This window comes from Aeromonas sp. s9 (assembly GCF_040907765.1).
Classification (GTDB): domain Bacteria; phylum Pseudomonadota; class Gammaproteobacteria; order Enterobacterales; family Aeromonadaceae; genus Aeromonas; species Aeromonas caviae.
In genome coordinates this window covers 50,839-74,660 of sequence record NZ_JBFOCK010000048.1, presented here as the reverse complement: position 1 = coordinate 74,660, position 23,822 = coordinate 50,839, and the positions used below count along the sequence as shown (strand labels likewise).

19 protein-coding genes and 1 riboswitch are annotated in these 23,822 nt (G+C 62.5%); of the genes, 13 read left to right on the top strand and 6 right to left on the bottom strand.

Annotation, left to right across the window (positions count from 1 at the left end):
• The first annotated feature begins 18 nt into the window (after positions 1-18).
• The 5 genes from AB5Y54_RS09865 (at position 19) to mgtE (ending at position 7,290) form a co-directional block, all read left to right on the top strand.
• Positions 19-1,116, top strand: coding sequence for a flagellar basal body P-ring protein FlgI (locus tag AB5Y54_RS09865; protein WP_010675288.1), 1,098 nt, complete (start codon positions 19-21; stop codon positions 1,114-1,116).
• Between the two features lie 46 nt (positions 1,117-1,162).
• Complete coding sequence (flgJ, locus tag AB5Y54_RS09860) at positions 1,163-2,263, top strand: flagellar assembly peptidoglycan hydrolase FlgJ (RefSeq protein WP_010675287.1); 1,101 nt, start codon at positions 1,163-1,165, stop codon at positions 2,261-2,263.
• 3 nt (positions 2,264-2,266) lie between these two features.
• Positions 2,267-4,264, top strand: coding sequence for a flagellar hook-associated protein FlgK (flgK, locus tag AB5Y54_RS09855; protein WP_368153558.1), 1,998 nt, complete (start codon positions 2,267-2,269; stop codon positions 4,262-4,264).
• Between the two features lie 3 nt (positions 4,265-4,267).
• Entirely contained in the window at positions 4,268-5,476 is a 1,209-nt protein-coding gene (flgL, locus tag AB5Y54_RS09850) for a flagellar hook-associated protein FlgL (protein WP_128342603.1), read from the top strand.
• A 177-nt stretch (positions 5,477-5,653) separates the two neighbouring features.
• Positions 5,654-5,823: riboswitch (M-box (ykoK) riboswitch) on the top strand.
• A 123-nt stretch (positions 5,824-5,946) separates the two neighbouring features.
• Positions 5,947-7,290: a magnesium transporter gene (gene mgtE, locus AB5Y54_RS09845; RefSeq protein ID WP_180898859.1), complete on the top strand. Its 1,344-nt coding sequence runs from the start codon at positions 5,947-5,949 to the stop codon at positions 7,288-7,290.
• Positions 7,291-7,348: 58 nt separating this feature from the next.
• Here the strand turns inward: mgtE and ppx are convergent, their stop codons facing one another.
• The 3 genes from ppx to AB5Y54_RS09830 form a co-directional block, all read right to left on the bottom strand.
• On the bottom strand, positions 7,349-8,839 hold the full coding sequence (gene ppx / locus AB5Y54_RS09840) for an exopolyphosphatase (RefSeq protein WP_052814349.1): 1,491 nt from the start codon (positions 8,837-8,839) through the stop codon (positions 7,349-7,351).
• Positions 8,829-10,898, bottom strand: coding sequence for a polyphosphate kinase 1 (gene ppk1, locus AB5Y54_RS09835; protein WP_201956279.1), 2,070 nt, complete (start codon positions 10,896-10,898; stop codon positions 8,829-8,831). The genes ppx and ppk1 overlap by 11 nt, the downstream gene beginning before the upstream one ends.
• Positions 10,899-10,974: 76 nt before the next feature.
• Positions 10,975-11,487 carry a glycine cleavage system protein R gene (locus AB5Y54_RS09830; protein WP_270804916.1) on the bottom strand — a complete coding sequence of 171 codons (513 nt, stop codon included), beginning with the start codon at positions 11,485-11,487 and terminating at the stop codon, positions 10,975-10,977.
• 258 nt (positions 11,488-11,745) lie between these two features.
• Here AB5Y54_RS09830 and AB5Y54_RS09825 point away from each other — a divergent pair, with 258 nt between their 5' ends.
• From AB5Y54_RS09825 to AB5Y54_RS09805, 5 genes are all read left to right on the top strand, one after another.
• Positions 11,746-12,585, top strand: coding sequence for a DUF2726 domain-containing protein (locus tag AB5Y54_RS09825; RefSeq protein WP_368153552.1), 840 nt, complete (start codon positions 11,746-11,748; stop codon positions 12,583-12,585).
• Between the two features lie 239 nt (positions 12,586-12,824).
• On the top strand, positions 12,825-14,243 hold the full coding sequence (locus tag AB5Y54_RS09820) for a sigma-54 dependent transcriptional regulator (RefSeq protein WP_041213159.1): 1,419 nt from the start codon (positions 12,825-12,827) through the stop codon (positions 14,241-14,243).
• Positions 14,244-14,348: 105 nt separating this feature from the next.
• A complete protein-coding gene (locus tag AB5Y54_RS09815; protein WP_368153549.1) occupies positions 14,349-15,383 on the top strand; it encodes a PAS domain-containing sensor histidine kinase in 1,035 nt (344 codons plus the stop codon).
• 70 nt (positions 15,384-15,453) lie between these two features.
• Positions 15,454-16,788 carry a sigma-54-dependent transcriptional regulator gene (locus tag AB5Y54_RS09810; RefSeq protein ID WP_368153546.1) on the top strand — a complete coding sequence of 445 codons (1,335 nt, stop codon included), beginning with the start codon at positions 15,454-15,456 and terminating at the stop codon, positions 16,786-16,788.
• Positions 16,789-16,895: 107 nt separating this feature from the next.
• Positions 16,896-17,657: a Nif3-like dinuclear metal center hexameric protein gene (locus AB5Y54_RS09805; protein WP_139736375.1), complete on the top strand. Its 762-nt coding sequence runs from the start codon at positions 16,896-16,898 to the stop codon at positions 17,655-17,657.
• A gap of 114 nt (positions 17,658-17,771) precedes the next feature.
• On the opposite strand, the gene purN is transcribed toward AB5Y54_RS09805, so the two are convergent.
• Together purN and purM are read right to left on the bottom strand one after the other, a co-directional pair.
• Positions 17,772-18,410 (bottom strand): phosphoribosylglycinamide formyltransferase, encoded by a 639-nt coding sequence (purN, locus tag AB5Y54_RS09800; protein WP_368153667.1) that lies wholly within the window; start codon positions 18,408-18,410, stop codon positions 17,772-17,774.
• Positions 18,411-18,439: 29 nt separating this feature from the next.
• A complete protein-coding gene (gene purM / locus AB5Y54_RS09795) occupies positions 18,440-19,477 on the bottom strand; it encodes a phosphoribosylformylglycinamidine cyclo-ligase (RefSeq protein WP_128342591.1) in 1,038 nt (345 codons plus the stop codon).
• Between the two features lie 176 nt (positions 19,478-19,653).
• Between purM and upp the strand changes: the two genes are divergently transcribed.
• The 3 genes from upp (at position 19,654) to hda (ending at position 22,253) form a co-directional block, all read left to right on the top strand.
• Entirely contained in the window at positions 19,654-20,280 is a 627-nt protein-coding gene (gene upp, locus AB5Y54_RS09790) for a uracil phosphoribosyltransferase (protein WP_005302745.1), read from the top strand.
• Positions 20,281-20,420: 140 nt separating this feature from the next.
• Positions 20,421-21,449 (top strand): DUF2066 domain-containing protein, encoded by a 1,029-nt coding sequence (locus AB5Y54_RS09785; RefSeq protein ID WP_368153542.1) that lies wholly within the window; start codon positions 20,421-20,423, stop codon positions 21,447-21,449.
• A 102-nt stretch (positions 21,450-21,551) separates the two neighbouring features.
• A complete protein-coding gene (gene hda / locus AB5Y54_RS09780; protein WP_010675272.1) occupies positions 21,552-22,253 on the top strand; it encodes a DnaA inactivator Hda in 702 nt (233 codons plus the stop codon).
• 232 nt (positions 22,254-22,485) lie between these two features.
• On the opposite strand, the gene aceA is transcribed toward hda, so the two are convergent.
• Positions 22,486-23,799, bottom strand: a complete 1,314-nt coding sequence (gene aceA, locus AB5Y54_RS09775) for an isocitrate lyase (RefSeq protein ID WP_104453132.1) — start codon at positions 23,797-23,799, stop codon at positions 22,486-22,488.
• Positions 23,800-23,822 lie beyond the last annotated feature (23 nt).

Genomic DNA, 23,822 nt, shown 5'->3' with positions numbered 1-23,822 from the left:
GTTTTGTTAGGAGATGTCATGAACCGATTCCGTCTGCTTGCCCTGCTGTGCTGCCTGCTGCCCTTCGGGCTGGCGCACGCATCCCGCATCAAGGACCTCGCCTCGGTGGAAGGGGTGCGCAGCAACCAACTGATCGGTTACGGTCTGGTGGTGGGCCTGCCCGGCACGGGGGAGAAGAACAACGCCTTCACCGAGCAGACCTTCAGGACCATGCTCAACAACTTCGGCATCAAGGTGCCTGACAACATCAAGCCCAAGATCAAGGACGTGGCACCGGTGGCCATCCACGCGGATCTGCCCCCCTTCTCCAAGCCGGGTCAGACCATAGATGTCACCGTCTCCGCCATCGGCGAGGCGAAGAGCCTGCGTGGCGGCACCCTGCTACAGACCTTCCTGAAAGGGCTGGATGGCCGCGTCTATGCGGTGGCCCAGGGCAGCCTGGTGGTCGGTGGCCTCGGGGCCGAAGGGGCGGACGGCTCCAAGGTGGTGGTGAACACGCCCACAGTGGGGCGCATCGCCAATGGGGCGACCGTGGAGCGGGAGGTTCCCAACTCCTTCAGCCAGGGCGACACCATCACCTTCAATCTGAACCGGCCGGACTTCACCACCGCCCGCCGTCTGGCGGACGTGGTCAACGATCTGGTGGGTCCGAACACCGCCCAGGCGATGGACGCCACCTCCATCAAGGTATTCGCACCGCGGGATCCGGCCCAGCGGGTCTCCTACCTCTCCACCATCGAGAACCTGGAAGTGGACCCGGCGAGCGAGTCCGCCAAGATCATCGTGAATTCGCGCACCGGGACCATCGTCATCGGCAGCGAGGTCAAGCTGCGCCCGGCGGCCATCAGCCACGGTGGGCTGACGGTCACCATCGCCGAGAACCAGCAGGTCTCCCAACCCAATCCGCTCGCTGGCGGGCAGACGGCGGTCACCAACAACTCCACCATCAACGTGCAGCAGGATCCCGGTCGGATGTTCAAGCTCGATACCGGCGCGACCCTGGACGATCTGGTGCGGGCGGTGAACCAGGTGGGGGTCGCCCCCGGGGATCTGATGGCGATCCTGGAGGCGCTGCAGCAGGCGGGCGCGATCCAGGGCCAACTGGTCATTCTGTAATTTCGTGAGCGGCAAGCGGTTGCCACGGGCGGCAAAGAGGTAGGTTATGGCAGAGTTCGACACCCAGAGCGGTATCAATATTGGCATGGTGCAGGACGTCCAGAACCTGGACAAACTGCGCCAGATGAGCCTGAGCAAGGAGGGGAAGCAAGGGGCCCTGATGGCGGCCGCCCGCCAGTTCGAATCCATCTTCACCCAGACCCTGTTCAAGGGGATGCGCCAGGCCAACTCGGTGCTCACCGAGGGCAACCCGATGAACAGCAGCTACACCCAGTTCTATGAAGGGATGCTGGACGAGCAGCGGGTTGCCGACATGTCGAGCAAGGGGGGGCTGGGCATTGCCGAGATGGTGGCCAGGCAGCTCTCACCCGAGCAGACTTTCACCCATCAGGATGGCCGGGTACTCAAGCTGCCCCAGCGTACCGAGCGGGTCTACAAGCCCTATCAACCCCCCAGTGCCTCCAACGATCTGATTGCTGCCTCCAAAGTTGGCAAAGATTTTGCTGATAACGAAATGAAGGGTGAGCTGAATGGGGCCGAGCGTACGCTGGCCATGCCAAGACGTCCCCACCGCACCGTGCCGCCCATGGGCAGCAGCCAGAGGCCTTCGGCCCTGGATGGCAGCGCCAAGGTGTTTGACAGCCCGGAAGAGTTCGTCGACAGGCTGATGCCGCTGGCCAAGAAGGCGGCGGACAAGCTGGGGTTGAGCCCGGCGGTGCTGGTGGCCCAGGCCGCCCTTGAGAGTGGCTGGGGCAAGCGGGTGATCAAGGATGCAGACGGAAACGTGACGCACAACCTGTTCGGCATCAAGGCCGATCCGCGTTGGGAAGGCCCCAAGGCGGTGGTGAGCACCCTGGAATACGAGCAAGGGGTGGCCTCGCGCCAGAAGGCGGCGTTTCGCTCCTACGAGTCGTTCGAAGAGAGCTTCAACGACTACGTGGATTTTCTGACCTCTGGGAGTCGCTACAAGGGGGCGCTGGCCAAGGTGGACAGCCCGGATCGTTACTTCGAGGCGTTGCAGCAGGCCGGTTATGCCACCGATCCCCAGTACGCCAGGAAACTTAAACAAGTGTTGCGCAGTGATGCCATCGCCGGTTACTCGACGTCCGGCAACATTGCAGACAGGAACACAGAGATGGAGCTGTAAGCTATGGCAAGCGATCTGCTTGGAATTGGGACCTCGGGTGTGTTGGCCCAGCAGCGACTGCTGCAGACCACCAGCAACAACATAGTGAACGTCAATAGCCAGGGCTATGTACGTGAACGCACCCTGATCTATACCAATTCCGTCGGATTGGGGACGGGCGACATGGTGAGCGAGCGCATCATCAACGCCTATGCCCAGGCCGAGGTGCGCCGGGATACGTCCGCCTATCAGGCGGCCAACACCCGCTACGATCAACTGTTCCGGCTCGACAGCCTGCTCGGTGATGCCAGCAACAGCGTGGGGACCACCATCACCTCCTACTTCAAGGCTTTCCACACCGCCAACGAGTCACCGTCCGAGATCGGGGGGCGCAAGACGACCCTGAGTGAACTGAGCGGCATGGTGGACAGATTCCATACCCTCTCCGCCCAGCTCGACAAGCAGTCCGATACCATCAACGCCACCATAGGGGACGAGACGGACAGGGTGAACAGCCTGCTGAACAGCATCAACGATCTGAACCAGGCCATCGTCCGCACCCAAGGCTCCCCTGAAGAGAACCTGATGCTGTTCGATCAGCGGGATGAGGCCATTCGCCAGCTCTCCGAGAAGATGGAGATCCGCACCGTGACCCAGCCCAATGGCAGCATGCTGGTCAACATGAGCACAGGGCACTCCCTGGTGCTCGATGGCGGCGTGGCCCAGTTCAAGGTGGTGCCGGGGGACCCGGATTCCCGTGAGCCTTCCCTGCAGCTGACCCTGGGCAAGAACCAGGCCAGCATCAACGACAAGGATATTGGCGGTGCCATCGGTGGCCTCTTCACCGCGCGCCGGGATCTGGAGCCCGCCAAGCGGGAGCTGGGGCAGCTGGCCGTCGCCCTGGGGGATGCCATGAACCAGCAGAACCGGCTGGGGATGGATCTCGACAACGAGCTTGGGGGGGATCTCTTCACCCTCAAGGGAAGCCAGGGGCTGCCCTACGCCAGCAACCAGGGTAACGGGGCGGCCAGCGTCAACTTCGTCCCCGGCAAGGGGAGCGAGGTCACCACCTTCGACTACGAGGTGCGCTTCAACAGCGCCACCGGTTACGAGGTATTCGCCATCGACGGCAGCGGGCAGCGTACCTCGCTCGCCACGGGGACCACGCCGCCAGCCACCTTCGAGGTGGCGGGGCACGGCATCGAAATCGATCTCTCCGGCACTCCGGTCGCGGGTGACAAGATCTTGTTGCAACCCACCCGGAATGCGGCTGCCAACCTGGAGCAGGCGATCACCCGTCCCGAGGATATCGCGCTGGCATCCCCCCTGAAGGCGGACAAGGGATCCCAGAACCTGGGCTCGGGCGAGATAACGCTGGGCGGTGTCTACAACACCGGCACGGGCTCGGGTTTTGGCACCAACACTCTGGACCCGAGTGCCCCCCAGGTCATCAAGATCGACGGCAGCGGCAACTACGAGGTCTATGACAAGAACAATAACCTGCTGGGTGTCGCCCCCGCCTCCAGCAAGGGAAAGAACCTGATGGCCGCCCTCGAGAGCCCCCTTGGGGGGCCCAAGGTCTACGCCGATCCGACCCAGAGCCCGGGCTATGAGTTCAGCATCACCGGCAAGGTGGAGGCCAGCGACAGCTTCATGCTCAGCTACAACAAGGACGGCTTTGCGGACAACGCCAACGGCCTGGCGCTGGCGGAGCTGCAGAACAAGGAGCTGGTGCGCAAGAACAACAACGCCGCCACCAGCAACGACAAGATGACCTTCAACGATGCCTACTCGGGTCTGGTGAGCGGCATTGGCAACAAGACCAGCCAGGCCAAGACCCTGCTGCAGGCCAACGAGGCGAAGCTGACCCAGAGTACCGCCATCTTCGAGAGTGTCTCCGGCGTCAATCTGGAGGAGGAGGCGGCCAACCTCATCCGCTTCCAGCAGTCCTATGCGGCCTCGGCCCAGATAGTGAACACCGCCAAGACCATCTTCGACACCCTGCTCTCCTCCGTGAGGTAAGTCATGCGCATCACCACCAACATGATCTATGACCGCAACCTTGCCTCCATGAGCAAGGTGAGCGAGCGCCAGAACACCGCCTACAACCAGTTGATGACGGGGGATAAATTCTCTCGCTCCGGGGAGGACCCGGCCGGCATGAGCCAGAAGATGGCGCTGACCAAGGAGATCGATCTCTTCAAGCAGTACGGCGTCAACGGCAGCCTGCTGGAGAACAGCCTGGGCCACGAGGAGACGGTGCTGACCTCCCTCAACAACGCCATGCTCAGTGCCCAGACCCTGATCCAGAAGGCGAACAACTCCGCCATGGGCTCCGAGGAGCGCAGCGCCATCGCGAGCGAGCTGGAGGGGCTGCAAAAGCAGATGTTCGACCTGATGAACAGCAAGAACTCCCAGGGGGAGTACATCTTCGGCGGCAATCAGAGCAAGACCCAGCCCTTCGTCAAGGATGCCAGTGGCAACTATGTGTTCCAGGGGGACACGGGGCAGCGCAACATCCAGGTCTCACCCACGGTGCAGATCCCGGCCAACGACTCCGGTTTCGATCTGTTCGAGATAGTGGCGACCCGGCGCACTGCCAGCGCCGCCAGTGGCAACATCCAGGTGTCGGTGGCGGATCAGGGGAACTTCGAGAGCTTCTATCGCAACAACTATGACTCTTCCCTGCCGAGCAACCAATATGCGGTCAGCACCCTGGCCGGGCCGCCGGACACCTACGAGATCCGTGACAGCGGTGGCACCCTGCTGCAAAGCGGCGACTATGTGGCGGGCAACAAGATCCCCTTCAACGGCCTGGCGCTCACCCTCGACCTCCCTGCGGGGTCGGCGACCCAGAACTTCGTGCTGGATACCCCGAAAAACGACAACATCCTCAATGGCATGTCCGATTTCATCTCCGCCATGCGTGATCCGACCCTGTCCGAGAGCGATTTCCAGCTGGCGGTCTCCGATGCCACCACCCACATGAGCAACGCCAGAACCAAGATAGACCGGGGACTGGGGGAGCTGGGGGGAAGGATGAACAGCCTGGAGCAGGTGATGAGTTCCAACGATGGACTCAGCACCCTGAACCAGCAGGCGCGGGCCAAGGTGTCCGAGGCGGACATGTACGAGGTGATCGCGGCCCTCTCCAAGGAGGATGCAGCCATGAGCGCCTCCCAGCTAGCCTTCAGCAAGATAAGCAAGCTGACCCTATTCGACTATATCCGCTGACGTTCGTCCGTTGACCGCAGGCTCCCCCGTGCCACGCACGGGGGAGCCTCGTTTCATGAAGGGCCCGCCGTCCGGCCAATTTGTAACAACCCGTTGCCAGGGGCCCGTTTGCCTTGACTCGACCTGCGCCTGGGCAGATGATGCCGCCCGCACGGTAGCGCCGTGCAATCAATGTTCGCAGCATCTCGTTAGGCGAGGCTCCTGCATAAACACAGGCCACTGATCTCACGACGTCCAGAGACGCCCAAGATCAGGACAGTTTTCATCGGATTAAGGTGTCAACCCAAGTGGCTTCCGGCATGCCGGATACGTTATGCAGTGCTAAAGCTGGTACGTGGGGATGAAAACACGCCGGACGGCGTCATTTCCTGCCTGTTACTCGTCAATCAAATTGCTGTTTTCTTGCCGTTGCATCCGGCCAGGTGCCGGAGGCGTTCAGGTTCGCCTGAAATCACATGAGGACATCTGTGATGAAGAAAACACACACCCTGCTCAATCGTCATCAACTGCTCGACCCGGTTGCCCTGCGCAACTGGCTGGCGCACAACCTGGATCCGGTGGCCCGTGCCGATCAGCTTCTGACCCTGCGCCCGGAAGAGCTCAGCTGCATCTTCGATACCCTCTCCATGCCGGAAGGGGCGTCCTTGCTCGCCTCCCTCCCGGCGGAGTGTGCCGGCCATCTGCTGCTCAGGCTGCATGGCAGCATCGTGGGAATACTGCAGGGCACCCTGGCCCGTCGTGACCTGCTGGCCATCCTGCGCAGGCTCGACGAGCACGATCGCAAGACCCTGCTCGCCCGGCTGCCGGAGCCCGCCCGCAAAGCCTTCCAGTCCCTGCTGGCCTGGCCGAACGAGTCGGTGGGGGCCAACATGCGCCACGAATACCTGGCAGTGGAGGCCAATGCGACGGTGGAAAGCGCCAAGCAGCTGATCCACGGCGCCTGGGATCAGGCCAGGCTGTTCGGTCATCTCTATGTGGTTGACGGCGAGCAGCGCCTGCTTGGCAGCGTCTCCCTCAAGTCGTTGCTGATCGCCGATCCTCTGCTGCCGGTAGGGGACCTGATGGAGGGGGAGGCGGTGCGCATCAACGCCCGGGCGGATCAGGAGCTGGCGGCCCGCCTGCTCATTGACCGCGACCTCTCGCTCCTGCCGGTGGAAGATCAGGGGCGTCTGGTGGGGGTCTTCCACGTGGACGATGCCGCCGACATCCTGGAGCTGGAGTCCACCGAGGATGCGGAGCTGCAAGGCGGCTCCTCGCCGCTGGATACCCCCTATCTGCAGGCCACCCCCTGGCAGTTGTGGCGCAAGCGGGTGGGCTGGCTGCTGATCCTGTTCGTGGCGGAAGCCTACACAGGCACCGTGCTGCGGGCCTTTGAAGAGCAGCTGGAGGCGGCCATCGCCCTGGCCTTCTTCATCCCGCTCCTCATCGGTACCGGTGGCAACAGCGGTACCCAGATCACCACCACCATAGTGCGTGCCATGGCGGTGGGGGAGGTGAGCCTGAAAAACCTCGGCACCGTGCTGAAAAAGGAGATCTCCACCGGTCTGCTCATCTCGGCCGCCATCGCACTGGCGGCCTGGGTGCGGGCCTGGAGCCTGGGGGTGGGGCCCGAGATCGGCATGGTGGTGACCCTGACCATCGTCGCCATCGTGCTCTGGAGCGCCACCGTCGCCTCGGTGATCCCCATGGTGCTGCGTCGCTTTCGCATCGACCCGGCGGTGGTCTCCGCCCCCTTCATCGCTACCCTGGTGGACGGTACCGGCCTCATCATCTACTTCGAGATAGCCAAGCTGATCCTGCCGGATCTGCAGTAGGAAAGGACAAGAGACAAAAAAGGCAGCCATCGGCTGCCTTTTTGCACAGAGGGGCGGATCACCCGAGCTGGAACAGCAGGGGCCAGCCCTGCTCGTGGCAGTAGCGGTGCTCCTTTTCCAGGTTCTGCATCAGCAACTTGTTCTCGTCGCACCAGTCCAGGGGCAGGGTGACCACCAGCTGATCCCCGGCGGCCTGCACGTTCCACTCGGGCAGCAGGTTGTCCTGACGCCTGTGGTGGGCCGCCACCGCGAGGCGCAGGATGCGGATGCAGCGCAGCACCGTCTGCTCGTCGTGGTTGGGCAGGGCCGGCAGCTCGGAGAGCTTGAGCCCCTTGCGGTGAAAGCGCACCAGGGCCGCCAGCAGGGCCTGATCGTCCTGGTTGAAGCCGGGCAGATCGGTGTTTTGCAAGATATAGGCGGAGTGTTTGTGGATGCCGCTGTAGTTGATGGCAAGGCCGATCTCGTGCAGCCGCGCCGCCCAGCCGAGGATGGCGCGATAGGGCTCTTCCGGCATCTCCCAGGGGCCGCTCAGGGCGTCGAACAGGGAGAGGACGCTGCTCTCTACCCGGGTGGCTTGGCGCTTGTCGATGCGATAGTGAGTGCTGAGTGCAAGCGCGGTGCGTTCGCGAATGTCGTGATGCTGCAGGCGCTCCTCGAACTCGTAGAGCAACCCTTCGCGCAGGGCGCCGTCGGAGTACTCCATCCGCTCGATGGGCAGGGAGGTGAAGAGTCCGAGCAGGATGGCCACCGCGGCGGCAAAGACCCCCTGACGCTCCTCGGTGAGGCCTGCCAGTTTGAGCTGGTCGACCCGTTTGTGCTTGAGCATCTCTTCCTTCAGCCGCTCCAGTCCCGCCAGGGTGATGGCACCATCGGTCCACTCTTCTCCCTGCAACACGTCGCGCACGGTGCGGATGGAGCCCGAGCTGCCGAGGCAGCTCTGCCAGCCCAGCTTGCGGTACTGGTTGATGATGGGGGCGAGCTGATGTTGGGCCTCCAGCACGGCGGCGTTGAAGGCCTTCTCGCCGAGCTTGCCGTTGCCAAAGAAGCTCTGGGTGAAGCTCACACAGCCCATCTTGCGGCTGGTGAGCGCCAGTGGGGAGAACCCCTCACCAATGATGAGCTCGGTGCTGCCGCCGCCGATGTCCACCACCAGCACCTGGCCCTCGATGTGCTGGGTATGAGCGACCCCCTGATAGATGAGGCGGGCCTCTTCCTGGCCGCTGATGATCTCGATGGGGTGGTTGAGCACCTTGGCCGCCTCGCGCACGAAGTCGCGAGCGTTGCTGGCGCGGCGCAATGTGTAGGTGCCGGCGATGCGGATCTGATCCGGCTTGATGTTGGTGAGCCGCTCGGCGAACAGGGCGAGGCAGTCCAGCCCGCGCGCCATGGCCTCCTGGGACATGCGGCGCTGCTCATCCATCCCTTCGGCGAGGCGCACCCGCTCCTTGATGCGATCGATGATCTGCATCCGCCCCTCGGTGAGGCGGGCAATGACCATGTGGAAGCTGTTCGAGCCCAGATCGACAGCGGCGTACAGACTATTGTCCATGGTTTGACTCTATGCGTTTGAGGTAGTCGTAAATCGCCACCTGGGAACGGACCTTGCGGCGGTTGCCCCGCTTCACGTACTCGTTCTTCTGGTCGGCATCGATCACCCGCGCCTTGCAGGTATCACTCAGTTGTAGCTCGAGAATGTCGAGGATGCGCTGCTTGAGCCGCTCGTCATAGATGGGGGTGCCCACCTCGATGCGACCGTCGATGTTGCGGCTCATCCAGTCGGCACTGGAGATATAGAGCTGGGGATTGCCCTTGTTGTGGAACACCATCACTCGCGGATGTTCGAGGAAACGGTCGATGATGCTGATGACCCGGATGTTGTCGCTCAGACCCGGCACCCCTGGGCGCAGGGCGCACATGCCCCGGATGATCATCTGGATGGGCACCCCGGCCTGGCCGGCGGCATAGAGCCGGTTGATGAGGTCTCTGTCCACCAGGTTGTTGATCTTGAGGGTGATACCGCTGGGTTGCCCCGCCTTGGCGTTGGCCAGCTCGTTGTCGATGAGGCGATAGAGCTGGCGGCGGCTGTTGATGGGGGAGACCAGCAGGTGGTTGAACTTGTAGCGCCGGTACGGGTACTCGATGTACTCGAACACGCTCTCCACCTCGGCGGTGATGTCCGGATGGCGGGTCAGCAGGGAGAAGTCGGTGTAGATCTTGGCGGTCTTCTCGTTGAAGTTGCCGGTCCCGATATGGGCGTAGCGCACCGCCTCGCCGTTCTCGTGGCGGGTGATGAGGCAGAGCTTGGAGTGGATCTTGAGGCTGGGCACCCCGAACACCACCTTGACGCCGGCGTCGGTCAGGATGTTGGCCCAGTCGATGTTGGCTGCCTCGTCGAAGCGGGCGCGCAGCTCCACCACCACGGTCACCTTCTTGCCGTTGTTGGCGGCGTCGATGAGGGAGTGGATGATCCGCGACTTCTTGGCCACCCGGTAGATGTTGATGCGAATGGCGCTGACCGCCGGGTCGAAGGCCGCCTGGCGCACCAGCTCGGTGAAGTGGTGGAACTTGTGGTACGGGTAGTAGAGCAGGATGTCCTGCTTGGCGATGGCGTCGAAGGCGTTGACGAAGCCGTCAAAGTCGCGGCAATCGAGGGCCGGCAGCTTGGGGTTTTCCAGATAATCCCGGCCCACATTGGGGAAGCCGATGAAATCCTTGAAGTTGTGATAGCGCCCACCGGGCATGATGGCGTCGTAGGAGCTGATCTGCAGCTTGAGCTTCAAGAAGCTTATCATGGCCGCCGGCATCTCCCGCTCGTAGACGAAGCGCACCGGCATGGCGGTGAGGCGCTGTTTCAAGCCGTCACTCATCTTGTCCACCAGGCTCAGATCCAGCTGGTCGGAGAGGTCATATTCGGCATCCCGGGTCAGCTTGACCGCGTAGGCGGCAATCTCGTCGTAGTCGAAGAAGCCCTTGAAGATCTCGTCCAGACAGAAGCGGATAACGTTGTCCAGGATGATGATCTGCTTCTTGCGACGGGTGCCCTCCGGCGGTAGCTGGAAGAAGCGGGGCAGATCGTCGGTGGGTACTTCCACCAGGGCGTACTGGATCACCTGGCCGTTCTTCTTCATCTCGATGGCGAGATAGGTGTGCTCGTCTTTCAGGAACTTGACCGGGTTGACCTCCTTGTTGAGGAGGATGGGGATGATGTGGCGCAGCACCTTTTCCCGGAAGAAGACCCGCAGCCACTGCTGGATGGACTCGGAGAGCTGGCTTTCGTTCACCAGGAAGATGTTGTGGCGGGCCAGCGCGATCAGCAGCTCCTTGTAGGTGTTGTCGAACGCCTCGCCGAGCGCCATCACCTTCTGCTGGATGGCGCGCAGCAGCACCTTGGCCTCGTCGTCGCCGCCGTGGACTTCGTTGATGAGGATGCGGCGCTTGACGTCCGACACCCGAACCTTGAAGAACTCGTCCTGATTGGAGGAGAAAATCCCGAGGAAGCGGACCCGCTCGATGAGGGGTACCGTCTTGTCCATCGCCTCTTGCAACACCCGTTCATTGAATGAGAGCCAGCTAAGCTCTTTCTCTTCATACTGCTTGTCGGTGCTCATCTGGTGCCTCTTTGCTCTGGTTGCGTCTGCGCGGAAGTTATGGCGTCAAACCATGACAAATTTATGACAGGCGACACTATTCGCTCAGATCCTGATCGATGTCGACGACGAGGTCGTCGGAGAGGGACTCCAGGGCCGTGACGAGATCGTCCAGTTCGAGCTGCGGCGGCAGGGCCACCAGGGCGTGGGCATAGAAGAGGGGGGCGCCTGAGTGGGGCGCAGGTTCGCAACCTGTGGTGAGGTCGGCGACGTTGATGTTGAGCTGTCGCAGGATGCTGGCCACTTCGTGGACGATGCCCGGTCTGTCGTTGCCGGTGACGCTCAGCATCACCTGATGGGCCGGTTGCGGGCTCAGCTGCCCTTCGGCGAAGCTCACGGTGAGGCCAGGCAGCATCACCAGGGCCTCGCATAGGCTGCGGTAATGCTCGTCAGGCACGGCGACGTGCAAAATGCCGGCAAATTGCCCCGCCAGCTCGCTCATGGAGCTGGCCAGCCAGTTGCCCTGCTGCCGAGTGATGATATCGGCCAGGCTCTCGACGATGCCGGGTTTGTCTGCGCCGATCACGGTGACGACCAATTGCTTTTGCATCCTGCTCTCCTTGAATGGGGCTGCGTGGGGTCCGTTGACACCTGGCGGCGACGGGGTGCGCGCCAGAACGTCCATGGGCTCTAGCATTGTGCCTGCTGTGACAGGCCATATGAAGCCCGCCTTGCGCAAATTCAGTGAAAAAACGCGAATGCCGGGACGGGCTTGATTTCTGCGCTGCCTGAGTCGCTTTCCCCGTGGTAGAGTGTGCCCCTTCCTCTGGTGTGAACTGAATTTGTCTTGTAAACGGGATGTGCGTGTATGAATAGCCTTGTCGTATCGGGAGCCGTGTTGCTGGGGTTGCTCCTGCTGGTGATCGTCTGGCGCAGGGAGAAAGGGGGCAAAGCCGAGCCCTATGATCTGCAGGAAACCTTGATGAGCCCAGCCGAGCGCACCTTCTTCGGGGTGCTTGATCAGGCGGTGGGGGACAAGGCCCGTGTCTTTGCCAAGGTACGAGCCTCCTATGTACTGACGCCCGAGGCGCACCTTGGCAAGGGCAAGCGCCAGCAGGCGCTCGGCAAGATAGGGGAGAAGCACTTCGATTTTCTGCTCTGCCACCCGGCGGATCTCTCTTTCCTGTGTGCCGTGGAGCTGGATGACGAGGGGCACCGCCACCAGAAGCGCAAGGCGCGGGATCTCTTCCTGAAGGCGGCTTGCGATGGCGCCGGCCTGCCGCTGTTGCAGATCCCGGCCAGCAGCCACTACCAGGTCGACGAGTTGCGGGAGCAACTGCTGCCCCTGCTGGCGAGAACGACGGCGCCGGTGGATGACCTGCTGCCCGGCGAGCGCCGCGAACCGACCTTCAGCCCGCTGCTGCTCGATGGCGTCGAGCTGGGCACGTCACACCCGGGGGCTGCCAGGGAGCCCCAGGTGCCGCCCCCCCAGGCCGAAGAGGCAATGCCCGTGTTGATGGAGGAGAACCCCTTCCTCGATCCGGATGAGGAGGAGCCCCGGGAGACGATCCCCCATTGCCCCCGCTGTGCCGCGCCCCTGGTGGCACGGGAAGCACGAAAGGGTCCCCACGCCGGTCGCCTGTTCCTCGCCTGCAGCCGGTTTCCCGAGTGCCGCTATGCCGCTCCCCAGGAGAGCGTGAAACACTGATCCCTTCTCTGACGCCGCGCCCTGTCGGCGTCATTCTTTCCCCTTCGCTGGTTTTCATCCGATACTCAATCTGACTGGAAGCGTGATCCCCGTCCCGCCAGGGTCCGGGAGGATGCGACAAGTTTTGACAATCCGCCAGAATTTTGGCACTTTGTCCCCCTTATGACACAGTGCGAAATTGGTTTTAATAAGCACTTAAAAAACAATAACTTGGCGTCAGGTGTGAAAATATGGATAGGATGGCTATGGGTGTGCTGCTTGTTGATGCCGATGATGTGCGGCGCCAGCAACTGGGGACTGTGCTCTCCTTCATGGGGATCCCCTGGCAGGAGGTGGTTGAGAGCGATCTCGATGTGGCCATCGAGACTGCCGGGCCCTTGCAGGGGATTCTGGCCGGGGAACTGCGCGAGCGCGCCCTGAGTGAGCTGCTTGCCGCCCATCCTCGTCTGCCCTTCCTCTCCCTGATGCCGGCGAGCCATGGTTGCAGCAACTTCATCGGGGTGGCCGAGGCGCCCTTTACCTATGAGTCCCTCACCCGTCATCTGCACTTCTGCCAGGCCTTCATCTCCCTGCATCCCCGTCATCAGACCCACGACAAGGGTCAGACCCTGCTGCGCCTGCTGGTGGGCAAGGGGAGGGGCATCCAGGAGGTGCGCCGTCTTATCGGCCAGGTGGCCGAGACCGACGCCAACGTACTGATCCTCGGTGAGTCCGGAACCGGCAAGGAGGTGGTGGCTCGCGCCATCCACGAGCTGTCCGCCCGAAGCGCGGGCCCCTTCGTGCCCATCAACTGCGGCGCCATTCCGGCGGAGCTGCTCGAGAGCGAGCTGTTCGGTCACGAGAAGGGGGCCTTCACCGGTGCCATTGCCGCCCGGCGCGGCCGCTTCGAACTGGCCCAGGGGGGCACCCTCTTCCTCGACGAAATCGGCGACATGCCGCTGCCGATGCAGGTCAAGTTGCTGCGGGTGCTGCAGGAGCGCCAGTTCGACCGGGTCGGGGGCGGCAAGGCCGTCCAGGCCGATGTGAGGGTGATCGCGGCGACCCACCGGGATCTGGAAGCCATGATCCGCACCCAGGCATTTCGCGAAGATCTCTACTATCGCCTCAATGTGTTTCCCATCGAGACGCCCCCCCTGCGGGATCGGGCCGACGACATCCCGCTGCTGCTGCAGGAGCTGCTCAATCGCCATGCCGAACAGCACAAGGGGATCATCCGTCTGACCCAGCGCGCCATGGAGTCCCTGATGCAGTACGCCTGGCCCGGCAACGTGCGCGAGCTGTCCAACCTCATCGAGCGCCTGCTCATCCTCTATCCGAACCAGATCGTCGATGTGGCGGATCTGCCCGGCCGCTATCGCCTGCTGCCCTGCGAGCCACGAGATGAACGGCTCACCGAGATGGACGAGCGGGACGCCCTGGCTGCCGTGTTCCAGTCCCCACCAGAGCTGGATCCCGGCATCGCCATGCCCCTGCCCATGCAGTTGCCCCAGGAAGGAGTCAATCTCAAGGAGATGCTGGCCGACCTCGAGGTGGAGCTGATCCGCCAGGCCCTGGAGTCCCAGGACGGGGTAGTGGCCCGCGCCGCCGACCTGCTCAGCATGCGCCGCACCACCTTGGTGGAGAAGATGAAGAAGTACGGCATGAGCAAGGACAATTGAGGTCAATGCTTTGACGCATTGACCCAATACATTGATAAATAACGTCTATTTTGCTGGCATGGAAATTGAATAAGCTGACTCAATCGCCAGTTTGAGGTCAGCTTTATGACAATCTTGCAGCAGGATGCCCCCCTCCAGTCACATGAAGTGAGTCAGCTTTACGCCATCTTCACGGCGCTGCCGACCGGCGTGCTGCTGCTCGATGGCGAGGGGCTGATCACCCGCGCAAACCCTGCCGCCCTGGCGCTGCTGGGAGAGCCACTTGAAGGCCTTTCCTGGCGCCAGATCATCGCCCGCTGTTTCGAACCCCGTGAGGATGACGGTCACGAGATCTCCTTGCGCGACGGCCGCCGGGTCCAGCTGTCGACCCAGCCGCTGCCGGATCAGCCCGGCCAACTGGTGTTTATTACCGACTTGACCGAGACCCGCCAGTTGCAGGACAGGGTCAACCACATGAAGCGCCTCTCCGCCCTTGGCAACATGGCGGCTTCCCTGGCGCACCAGATCCGCACCCCGCTCTCCGCCGCCATGCTCTATGCGGCCAACCTGGCCAACCGCACCCTCAAGCCTGAATCCCGCAGCCAGTTCCAGCAAAAATTGATGGCGCGCTTGCAGGATCTCGAGAAGCAGATCAACGACATCCTGCTGTTTGCCCGCAATGGCGACAACCAGGTGGTGGCGCCCATCTCGGTGCAGGGCTTGCTGGCGGAGGTGCAGGCGGGGGCCGAAGCCTTCTGCCAGCAGCAGGGCTGCGCCTTGCATCTGGAGGCCCCTGAGCCCGATCTCTGTCTGCTTGCCAACAGCAGTGCCCTGGCGGGGGCCATCAACAACCTCATCGCCAATGCCCGGCAGGCCGGCGCCGATTCGCTCCTGGTGAGCGCTGTGCGCAGCGGCAACCGGGTGGAGATGCGGGTCATCGACAATGGCAAGGGGATGGCCCCCTCCCTGCTCAACCAGATCTTCGAACCCTTCTTTACCACCCGATCCCAGGGCACGGGCCTCGGTCTTGCGGTGGTGCAGTCGGTGGTACGAGCCCATCAGGGGGAGGTAAGCGTGGCCTCGGTCCCTGGCGAGGGCACCTGTTTTACCCTGTCCTTCCCCCTGCATCAGCAACAGGTTCAGTTGGGGGGCGTGGCATGAGGCGCGCAAAAGCCGGAGCGCCGGTGAAGATGATTCTCGACAAGGCCATGTTGGTTGTAGGAGGTGTGGCATGACCCAGGCTCGCATTCTGGTAGTGGAAGATGACAACGGCCTGCGCGAGGCGCTGGTGGATACCCTGCTGCTCGGTGGCTATGAGTGCCGCGAGGTGGACAGCGGCGAGCGGGCACTACTTGCCCTGTCCCGTCAGCGCTTTGACATGGTGATCTCCGACATCCAGATGGGGGGCATGGATGGTCTGACCCTGCTCGCCAACATCCGCCAGCAATATCCCCAGGTGCCTGTGCTCCTGATGACTGCCTACGCCAACATTGACGGGGCGGTGCGCGCCATGCGCGAGGGGGCGATCGACTATCTGGCCAAGCCCTTCTCCCCCGAGGTGCTGCTCAACCAGGTCAGCCGTTATGTGCCGGCCCAGAAGGTGGAGAAGCGTGCCGTGGTGTTCGGGGACCCCAGGACTGCGGAGCTGTTCCAGCTGGCGACCCGGGTGGCCAGAAGCGAAGCCACCGTCATGGTGACCGGACCGAGCGGGACGGGCAAGGAGGTGTTGGCTCGCTACATTCACGACCACTCCAGCCGGGCAGAGCAGGCCTTCGTCGCCATCAACTGCGCCGCCATTCCGGAGAACATGCTGGAAGCGACTCTGTTTGGCTACGAGAAGGGCGCCTTCACCGGTGCGGTGCAGGGGTGCCCTGGCAAGTTCGAGCAGGCTCAGGGAGGAACCCTGCTGCTCGACGAGATCACCGAGATAGATCTGGGGCTGCAGGCCAAGCTGCTGCGGGTCTTGCAGGAGAAAGAGGTGGAGCGGCTCGGCAGCCGCAAGATGATCCCCCTCGATGTGCGGGTTATTGCCACCAGCAACCGGGATCTGAAAAAAGCGGTGCAGGACGGGTTGTTCCGCGAGGATCTCTACTACCGCCTCAACGTCTTCCCCCTGCGCTGGACGGCGCTCTGGGAGCGCCCGGGGGACATCCTTCCCCTGGCGGAGCATCTGCTGGCGCTGCATGCCAGCCAGATGGGGCTGCCGACGCCGCAGCTCGCAGAGGACGCCCGAGAGCGTCTGATGGTTCACCCCTGGCCCGGCAACGTGCGCGAGCTCGACAACGTGGTTCAGCGCGCCCTGATCCTCTGTCCAGACGGCCTCATCGACTGTGAGCACCTGATCCTGGAGGAGACGGACGAGACCCTGGTGCGCCCGCTCGAGCGGCTGTCAGGGGAGGGGCTCGGCGGCGAACTCAAGCAGCAGGAGCACCAGATCATTCTGGACACCCTGCAGGAGTGCAACGGCAGTCGCAAAGCGGTGGCCGACAAGCTCGGCATCAGCCCGCGCACCCTGCGCTACAAGCTGGCCCAGATGCGTGACGCCGGCATCGAGCTGCCCGCCTAGGCCTGACAGGCGCATGGCCTTGCCGGTCCGGCTCGATTATCATGGGCTCTGACGATCGGAATCCGGCTCCCCGCACAGTGCGTGGGGAGCCCAGCTAGGAGACCCCCATGATCTCTCATCGTAAACTGGAAAGCCTGCTCAACCACCTGCTCGAACCCCATGCCATCAAGGATTACTGCCCCAACGGCCTGCAGGTGGAGGGGCGCGAGCGCATTCGCAAGGTGGTGACCGGCGTCACCGCCAGCCAGGCCCTCATCGATGCCGCCGTGGCCGCTGATGCTGACGCCATCCTGGTCCATCACGGCTACTTCTGGAGCGGCGAGCCGGCCCAGATCACCGGCATGAAGCAGCGTCGTCTCAAGACCCTCTTGACCCACGACATCAACCTGTTTGCCTACCACCTGCCGCTAGACGTGCACCCCGAGGTGGGGAACAACGCCCAGCTTGCCAGGCTGCTCGGCATCAAGGTGCGTCGCGGGCTCGAACCCTGGAACAGCAAGAGCGTCGCCATGGTGGGCAAGCTGGAGGAGCCCATGAGCGGCAGCGATTTTGCCAAGCTGATTGCCGAGCGTCTCGGTCGCGAGCCGCTTCATTGTGGTGACAGTGGTCCCGAGCTTATCCGCTCCGTGGCCTGGTGCACCGGCGGTGGTCAGAGCTACATCAGCCAGGCGGCGGAGCAGGGCATCGATGCCTTCATCTCCGGTGAAGCCTCCGAGCAGACCATCCACACCGCCCGCGAGATGGGCATGCACTTCTACGCCGCAGGCCACCACGCCACCGAACGTTACGGCGTAAAGGCGCTGGGAGAGTGGCTCGCCACTGTACACGGGTTGGAGGTGAACTTTATCGATATCGACAATCCGGTGTAGGGCCGATTAGCCGCGCAGCAGCGTCATCGGACGTGATGACAACCATTGCGCTGGTCGATGGAAATGACAAGGGAGGCCTAAGCCTCCCTTGTTGTGTCTTACTGCTGCTCGCGGTTACTCGCTGGCATAGCCTGCCAGGCCAAGCTGCTTGCCATCAAGGCAGGCAGACCCTTCTCGCATCTGCAAGCGCCCTTCGCAGAACCACTGCACCACCAGGGGGTAGATGCTGTGCTCCTGCACCTGGACCCGGGCCGCCACCTCGTCGGCACTGTCCCCTTCGAAGATGGGGACCCGGGCCTGGAGGATCACCGGGCCGCCATCGAGCTCTTCGGTGACGAAGTGGACGCTGGCGCCATGCTCGCTGTCACCGGCCTCGATGGCGCGCTGGTGGGTGTGCAGCCCCTGGTATTTCGGCAGCAACGAGGGGTGGATGTTGATCATCCGCCCGGCGAAGTGACGCACCAGATCGCCGCTCAATATCCGCATAAAGCCGGCCAGCACCACCAGATCCGGCTGATAATCCGCCATCAGAGCCAGCAGGGCGACATCATACTCCTCCCGGCTGGCGAACTGCTGCTGAGCCAGGATGGCGGTTGCCACCCCGGCTTCCCTGGCACGCACCAGGCCATAGGCATCAGCCTTGTTGCTGATGACGCCGACCACCTGACCGGCAATCTTGCCGCCGGCACAGCCGTCGAGGATGGCCTGCAGATTGCTGCCGCTGCCTGAGATGAGGACGAGGATGCGTTTCATGGAGGTCATCTGGCCGTTGATACGATCATTCATTGAATGATGACCTGCTCCTCACCATCGGCCGCCTTGGCGATGTGGCCGATGTGCCAGGCGTTTTCGCCTTCGGCCTTGAGCAGGGCCAGGGCCTTGTCCAGCTGATCCGCCGGCAGGGCGATGATCATGCCGACGCCGCAGTTGAAGGTGCGATACATCTCGTGGCGGGTGACGTTGCCTGCCTGTTGCAGCCAGCTGAACACCGCCGGCCACTGCCAGCTCTGCTCGTCGATGACCGCCTGGGTGTTGGCGGGCAGCACGCGCGGGATGTTCTCCCAGAAGCCGCCGCCGGTGATGTGGGACAGGGCGTGGATCTCGCACTCCTTGATGAGCTTGAGCACGGGCTTCACGTAGATGCGGGTCGGCTCCAGCAGGGCGTTGGCCAGGGTGGTCTCACCCAGCGGCTGCTGCACGTCGGCCTTGGAGACTTCCAGGATCTTGCGAATGAGGGAGAAGCCGTTGGAGTGGGGACCGCTGGCGGCCAGGGCGATCAGGGCATCCCCTTCGCCAACCTTGCTGCCGTCGATGATCTCGCTCTTTTCCACCACGCCGACGCAGAAACCGGCGATGTCGTAATCTTCCCCTTCATACATGCCAGGCATTTCGGCAGTTTCACCGCCAACCAGGGCACAGCCGGACTGTTCGCAGCCGGCGCCGATGCCGGTGACCACGGCAGCGGCAGTGTCCACGTCCAGTTTGCCGGTGGCATAGTAGTCGAGGAAGAAGAGGGGCTCGGCGCCCTGCACGATGAGGTCATTGACGCACATGGCGACCAAGTCGATCCCCACGGTGTCGTGCTTCTTCAGGTCGATGGCCAGACGCAGCTTGGTGCCCACCCCGTCGGTACCGGAGACCAGTACCGGTTCCTTGTAGCCAGCAGGGATTTGACACAGGGCCCCAAAGCCGCCAAGACCACCAAGGACTTCAGGACGACGAGTGCGTTTTGACACGCCCTTGATACGTTCAACCAGTGCATTGCCGGCATCGATATCTACGCCAGCATCCTTGTAGCTCAGTGAGGTTTTGTCAGTCACGCGTATTCCCCGTCATATAAAGAAGTGGAGGGTAAAATTCGGGGCGTATTCTACCAGCGGGCACGAAAAACCAGAAAGAAAATCGTTTGCGCGTTTTTGAATCGAAAAGCTCTACAAGCAGTGGCTTTTGTTGTATGATTCCGCGATTTTTTTGGCGCCGGTTAGAGGAGATAATAATGAAAGTCGTTGAAGTCAAACACCCCCTGGTCAAGCACAAGATCGGCCTGATGCGCGAAGGCGACATCAGCACCAAGCGTTTCCGTGAACTGGCCAAGGAAGTGGGCAGTTTGTTGACCTACGAAGCGACCTCTGACTTCGAAACCGAAAAAGTGACCATCGATGGCTGGAACGGCCCTGTGGAAGTCGACCAGATCAAGGGCAAGAAGGTCACCGTCGTGCCCATCCTGCGCGCCGGTCTTGGCATGATGGACGGGGTGCTGGAGCACATGCCGAGTGCCCGCGTCAGCGTGGTCGGTATCTATCGCGATGAAGAGACCCTGCAGCCTGTCCCCTACTTCGAGAAGATCGTCAGCAACATCGAAGAGCGTCTGGCCCTGGTCATCGACCCCATGCTGGCCACCGGCGGCTCCATGATCGCCACCATCGATCTGCTCAAGAAGAAAGGTTGCCAGTCCATCAAGGTGCTGGTGCTGGTTGCCGCCCCCGAAGGCATCAAGGCGCTGGAAGCCGCTCACCCTGACGTGGAGCTGTTCTGTGCCTCCATCGACCAGGGGCTGAACGAGAAGGGCTATATCGTCCCGGGTCTGGGGGATGCTGGCGACAAGATCTTCGGCACCAAGTAAGCATCACCCCATCGCCGCGCCCAAGGCGCGCAAACGGAGCCGGCACCCTGCCGGCTCCGCTGTTTCTCCCCCCTTTGCTTGCTGCCATGCGCGCCTTGCCGCTACCATAAGCACCATCCCCCATTTCGAGAATCTTCTTTATGCTGAAACGCTTAGCGACTCTCCTCTGCTGCTGTCTGCCTCTCGTGGTGTCGGCCGCCCAGGTAACCGACCTCTATCAGGGCAAGGCTCCCACCAGTGGCGACATGACGGCCGCCCAGTCCCAGGCGCTGGGGGATGTGCTCGTCAAGGTGACGGGCAAGCGCGATATCCTCACCCAGCCGGATGTGGTGAAGGCCCTGGCGGCGCCGGCGGATTTCGTGCAGCAATACAGCTATCAGGACATCGGGTCGGTCAAGTTTCTCAAGGCGGATTTCAATGTGGTCAAGGTGAACGCCCTGGTCGGCCAGAGCAAGTTTGCCCTGCTTGGCCCGGTGCGGCCGCAGGTTGCCATCTGGCTGGTGGTCGACGAAGGGGAGCGGCGCATTCTGCCGGATCAGTCCGGCGATGGCTGGTCCGAGGCGCTGCGTGCCCAGACCCAGGCCATGGGGCTGCCGGTCAGTCTCCCGCTGATGGACTTGGATGACAATATGGCGGTCAATGCCACCGATGTCTGGGGCCGCTTTGCCGATCCCGTGCTCAAGGCGAGCCAGCGTTACGGCGCTGAAATGGTGGTGCTCGGCAAACTGAGCCCGGAGGGGGAGGCCTGGAGCATCGATTGGGGTCTTTATGGGGCCAAGCCGGGGGCGCAGGCAGGAGAGCTGACCGAGCTGACCAAGGGCTCGGGTTCAGGTACCCAGGCCGAGGTGGCAAAGGGCTTTGCCGATGCCCTGGCCGGTTGGCTGGTGCAGCAGTACGGTACCCGTCTCTCCGGTGTCGCCTCCAGCCAGACCCTGGTGGTGGAGGGGCTGTCCGACATCGATGGCATGATCCAGATCCAGAAGCTGCTGCAGGGGATGGCCAGTGTCACCAAGGTGGCCATCGGCAAGTTGGAAGGGGACAAAGTGACCTTCAACCTCTCGCTGCAGGGGGACAAGGCCGAGCTGGTGAGGGGGTTGCAACTTGAGAGCCGGCTGCATCAGGTGGAAGACAACGAGAGCGGCCTGCGCTATCAATGGTCGCAGCCCTGATCCCGGGGAAGGATCCTGACCGCCCGGCATGGTCCGGGCGGTTCTCTATCTGCCCCGCTGGTGATACACTTGCCCGCAAATATCACAGTCAAAGCCCAACGAGTGAAGCAACCGGCCCAACTGTCTTTAGCCGTACAACTACCGGATGATGAAACCTTCGTCAGTTTTTATCCCGGCAACAACGCCCATCTGATCACCGCCCTCAAGAATGCGGCCATCGGTCAGGGCTCGCCCTTCCTCTATTTCTGGGGAGCCAAGGGGTCGGGCCGCTCCCATCTGCTCCATGCTACCTGTGCCGAGGTCAACGCCCGCGACGCGGCGGCGGCCTATCTCTCCCTCGATCAGTTCGAACAGCTTGACCCCAGCATGCTCGATGCTTTGGAGAGCCTGCCCCTGGTCTGTCTCGACAGCCTGGAGGCGATCGCCGGCAACGCCCTGTGGGAGCGGGCCCTGTTCGACTTCTACAATCGCTGGAAGGAGAAGGGGGAGGGGACGCTCATCGTTACCGGCTGCAGCGCGCCACGCAAGCTGGGGCTGCAACTGCCGGATCTCGCGTCCCGTCTCGACTGGGGAGTGAGCTTCCACCTCGACGAGCTGGACGACGAGGGCAAACTCAGCGCCCTGCAACTGCGCGCCGAGCTGCGGGGTTTCAAGCTGCCCATCGACGTGGGCCGTTTCCTGCTCAATCGCCTCTCCCGCGACATGCGCACCCTGCTTGCCACCCTCAATCGTCTCGACAACGCCTCCTTCCGTGCCAAGCGCAAGCTGACCATTCCCTTTGTCAAAGAGATCCTCGAACTCTGAGAACCTGGCCACGCTCTTACTGCGAGGCCGTGATCAAGGCTCATGTGCTGCTCGGAATCCTCATGTGTGTTTACACACTCCGGTTCCTGCGCTGCTCTTCACCTTGCTGACGACCTCTCGTCACAGACCGTGAACAGGTTCTAAGGCCTTGGCCACTCTCCCTCTGGGAGAGGGGCCTTTCAAAAAGAAACCCCGGCACCAGGCCGGGGTTTTTTATTTCTATCAAGTCGTATCAGTGGAACTGATCTTCTTCGGTGGAGCCGGTCAGCGCGGTCACCGACGACTGGCCGCCCTGAATGACGGTGGTCACCTTGTCGAAGTAACCGGTACCCACTTCCTGCTGGTGTGCCACGAAGGTGTAGCCCCGCTCGGCGGCGGCGAATTCCGGCTGCTGCACCATCTCGACATAGTGCTTCATTCCCTCGCCACGGGCGTACTGGTAGGCCAGCTCGTACATGTGGAACCACATGTTGTGGATACCCGCCAGGGTGATGAACTGGTACTTGTAGCCCATGTCGGAGAGCTCCTGCTGGAAGCGGGCGATGGTGGCATCGTCCAGGTTCTTCTTCCAGTTGAAGCTCGGGGAGCAGTTGTAGGCCAGGATCTTGTCCGGGTACTGGGCCTTGATGGCCTCGGCAAACTGGCGCGCCTCGTCCAAGTCCGGCTTGGCGGTTTCACACCACACCATGTCGGCGTAGGGAGCGTAGGCCAGGCCGCGGGATATGGCCTGCTCGATACCGGCCTGCACCTTGTAGAAGCCCTCGCTGGTGCGCTCACCGGTCAGGAAGCCGGCATCGTAAGGGTCGGCATCCGTGGTCAGCAGATCCGCTGCGTTGGCGTCGGTGCGGGCGATCACCAGGGTGGTGGTGCCGCAGACATCTGCCGCGAGGCGAGCCGCGACAAGCTTTTGCACCGCTTCCTGGGTCGGGACCAGTACCTTGCCGCCCATGTGGCCGCACTTTTTCACGGACGCGAGCTGATCTTCGAAGTGCACGCCGGCTGCGCCCGCTTCAATCATCCCCTTCATCAGTTCGAAGGCGTTCAGCACGCCGCCGAAACCGGCTTCCGCATCCGCTACTATGGGCAGGAAGTAGTCGATGAAGCCCTTGTCCTCTGGTCCAACCTTGTTGGCCCACTGGATCTGGTCGGCCCGGGCGAAGGAGTTGTTGATGCGCTCCACCACGGAGGGGACGGAGTTGGCCGGGTAGAGGGACTGATCCGGGTACATGGTGGAGGAGAGGTTGTTGTCCGCCGCCACCTGCCAGCCGGAGAGATAGATGGCTTCGATGCCGGCCTTGGCCTGTTGCACCGCCTGGCCGCCGGTCAGGGCGCCGAGGCAGTTTACATAGCCTTTCTTGGCGCCGCCGTGGATCAGCTCCCACAGTTTGTCGGCGCCGCGTTGGGCCAGAGTGTGTGCCGGCTGCAGGCTGCCACGCAGGTTCACCACGTCCTCGGCGCTGTAGCCGCGCTTGATCCCTTTCCAGCGGGGGTTTTCTGCCCAGTCTTTCTCGATAGCCTGGATCTGTTGCTCACGGGTCAGTGCCATATCAGTTCCCTCTTTCATTGATT

Excerpts from the sequence above, each read along its gene's own strand:
- AB5Y54_RS09865 (WP_010675288.1), top strand. The coding sequence starts at position 19 with ATGAACCGATTCCGTCTGCTTGCCCTGCTGTGCTGCCTGCTGCCCTTC.
- flgJ (WP_010675287.1), top strand. The coding sequence starts at position 1,163 with ATGGCAGAGTTCGACACCCAGAGCGGTATCAATATTGGCATGGTGCAG.
- flgK (WP_368153558.1), top strand. The coding sequence starts at position 2,267 with ATGGCAAGCGATCTGCTTGGAATTGGGACCTCGGGTGTGTTGGCCCAG.
- flgL (WP_128342603.1), top strand. The coding sequence starts at position 4,268 with ATGCGCATCACCACCAACATGATCTATGACCGCAACCTTGCCTCCATG.
- mgtE (WP_180898859.1), top strand. The coding sequence starts at position 5,947 with ATGAAGAAAACACACACCCTGCTCAATCGTCATCAACTGCTCGACCCG.
- ppx (WP_052814349.1), bottom strand. The coding sequence starts at position 8,839 with ATGGACAATAGTCTGTACGCCGCTGTCGATCTGGGCTCGAACAGCTTC.
- ppk1 (WP_201956279.1), bottom strand. The coding sequence starts at position 10,898 with ATGAGCACCGACAAGCAGTATGAAGAGAAAGAGCTTAGCTGGCTCTCA.
- AB5Y54_RS09830 (WP_270804916.1), bottom strand. The coding sequence starts at position 11,487 with ATGCAAAAGCAATTGGTCGTCACCGTGATCGGCGCAGACAAACCCGGC.
- AB5Y54_RS09825 (WP_368153552.1), top strand. The coding sequence starts at position 11,746 with ATGAATAGCCTTGTCGTATCGGGAGCCGTGTTGCTGGGGTTGCTCCTG.
- AB5Y54_RS09820 (WP_041213159.1), top strand. The coding sequence starts at position 12,825 with ATGGCTATGGGTGTGCTGCTTGTTGATGCCGATGATGTGCGGCGCCAG.
- AB5Y54_RS09815 (WP_368153549.1), top strand. The coding sequence starts at position 14,349 with ATGACAATCTTGCAGCAGGATGCCCCCCTCCAGTCACATGAAGTGAGT.
- AB5Y54_RS09810 (WP_368153546.1), top strand. The coding sequence starts at position 15,454 with ATGACCCAGGCTCGCATTCTGGTAGTGGAAGATGACAACGGCCTGCGC.
- AB5Y54_RS09805 (WP_139736375.1), top strand. The coding sequence starts at position 16,896 with ATGATCTCTCATCGTAAACTGGAAAGCCTGCTCAACCACCTGCTCGAA.
- purN (WP_368153667.1), bottom strand. The coding sequence starts at position 18,410 with ATGAAACGCATCCTCGTCCTCATCTCAGGCAGCGGCAGCAATCTGCAG.
- upp (WP_005302745.1), top strand. The coding sequence starts at position 19,654 with ATGAAAGTCGTTGAAGTCAAACACCCCCTGGTCAAGCACAAGATCGGC.
- AB5Y54_RS09785 (WP_368153542.1), top strand. The coding sequence starts at position 20,421 with ATGCTGAAACGCTTAGCGACTCTCCTCTGCTGCTGTCTGCCTCTCGTG.
- aceA (WP_104453132.1), bottom strand. The coding sequence starts at position 23,799 with ATGGCACTGACCCGTGAGCAACAGATCCAGGCTATCGAGAAAGACTGG.